Origin of the sequence: Nonomuraea terrae (genome assembly GCF_004348995.1) — a bacterium.
Lineage (GTDB): Bacteria > Actinomycetota > Actinomycetes > Streptosporangiales > Streptosporangiaceae > Nonomuraea > Nonomuraea terrae.
This window is the reverse complement of sequence record NZ_SMKQ01000435.1, coordinates 1-1,536: the sequence shown is the minus strand read 5'-3', so window position 1 is coordinate 1,536 and position 1,536 is coordinate 1. Positions and strand designations below refer to the sequence as shown.

Here is a 1,536-nt window from a genome sequence, read left to right as displayed (position 1 = left end):
GCTGGGGTCTGGCTCGTGGGGGCCGAGGGCGCTGGGGTTTGGCTGGTGCGGGTCGGTGGGATTGGGGTGGTGTGTCATGTGCGGGTCCGATCAGGTGAGCTGCTGGCGGACATAGGCAGCCCATTGCCGCTCGAAGGCCGCTTTGTCGACGCCGAGTGCGTCGTAGAACGCGGGTTCGGCCAGGTCGTCGTTGTCCTGCTGGTAGGCGGCGGTCACGGCTTGGACGAGGCGGCGGTCGCCGTAGCGGTCGGCGGTGAAGCGCATGATCAGTTCGCCCATGAAGTAGTGGGCGTCGGTGAGGTCGCCGCCGGCCCAGATGTCGTTGTGCGGAAGTTCGCCGGTGAAGGGGCGGGAGCGCTGTCCGGCCAGGTACGCGCGGCCTTCGGGGTATCTGAGGCTGCTCGTGACGGGCGCGTGCTTGTTGGCGAGATACTCGGCGAAGCCTTCGTCGATCCAGTGAGGGCGGCCGCCGAGGAAGGACAGGCCGCTGCTGCGATCCAGGGCGGAGACGAGTGAGTGGGCCAGCTCGTGCCGGGTCAGCGTGCCGATTCCGTCGGTGGAGGAGAAGAAGCTGGAGGTGGTGTCGAGTACGACCCGGGTTCCGCCGACGACGACGTCATCAGACCCCACCGCAGCGCTCGGCATGCCGATGGACACGCCTGCCTCCGTGGCTTCGGACGTACGGAAGAGCTTGCCGAGCTGGTCCTTGCCGGCCACGAGGGCGACCAGGTAGCCCTGTGGGACGAGGTCCTGATGCTCGCCGTGCCGCTTCCAATAGGCGCTGTGGTGTGCGGTGGCCTGCTCGACGATCGGCGCGACGCGGCGGGCCAGCGCGGCGTGTTCGGGGCGGGCGAGTACGACCCCGGCGCCTGCTCGGACGACCGTGATGTCCGGCCAGATGTCCCATGGGCCCGGGTAGTACACGGTTTTGGAGGGGGACGATGACGACAGCGTCGGGGGCGGGGCGCCGCCGACCGCGGTGACGCGGAGTGGGGCGTCGGCCGATTTCTTCTCCAGCGTCCAGCGGTACCACTCGGACACCGGTCGCAGGTCGATGCCGGCGAAGCGGTGTACGAACGAGACGTCCTGGGTGAAGGTGACGCCGCGTCCGAAGCTGTCCTCGGAGCGTCCCGAGCGTCGCAGCACCCGGTAGCCGGCCTCGCTCAGCGGGACTTTGCGCAGGTTCTCGAGGACGCGTCGTTGGCGCTGGAGCAGTTGCTCGTTCGCCGGGTCGAAGATCGACAGGAAGCGTTCGGTGTCGCCGCGGGTCAGGCCCTCGGTGTGGCGAGTGAGCAGGTCGTCGATCTCCGCGTCGGTGACGACGACGGTCTCCGGCGCGAGGCTGTGGGAGATGGTGACGCCCGGCTGTGGGGTGGCGGTCCCGGACTGATCGCGGAGGAGTAGTCCCACTCCGGCGCCGGTGGCCACGGTCACGACGAGCGCCACGACGCCGGCCGTCACCCACAGGCCGGTGCGACGTTTCCGCGGGCCGGCAGAGCCTTGGAGGCGCGGAGGCGGCCCGGCGGGGGGTGGGCC

The 1,536-nt window shown here is 69.9% G+C and carries 1 protein-coding gene; it reads right to left on the bottom strand.

Features of this window, described 5'->3' with window-relative positions:
* Positions 1–90: 90 nt before the first annotated feature.
* A partial coding sequence (locus tag E1286_RS47195; RefSeq protein ID WP_223190971.1) for a hypothetical protein occupies positions 91–1,536 on the bottom strand: 1,446 nt, incomplete at its 5' end.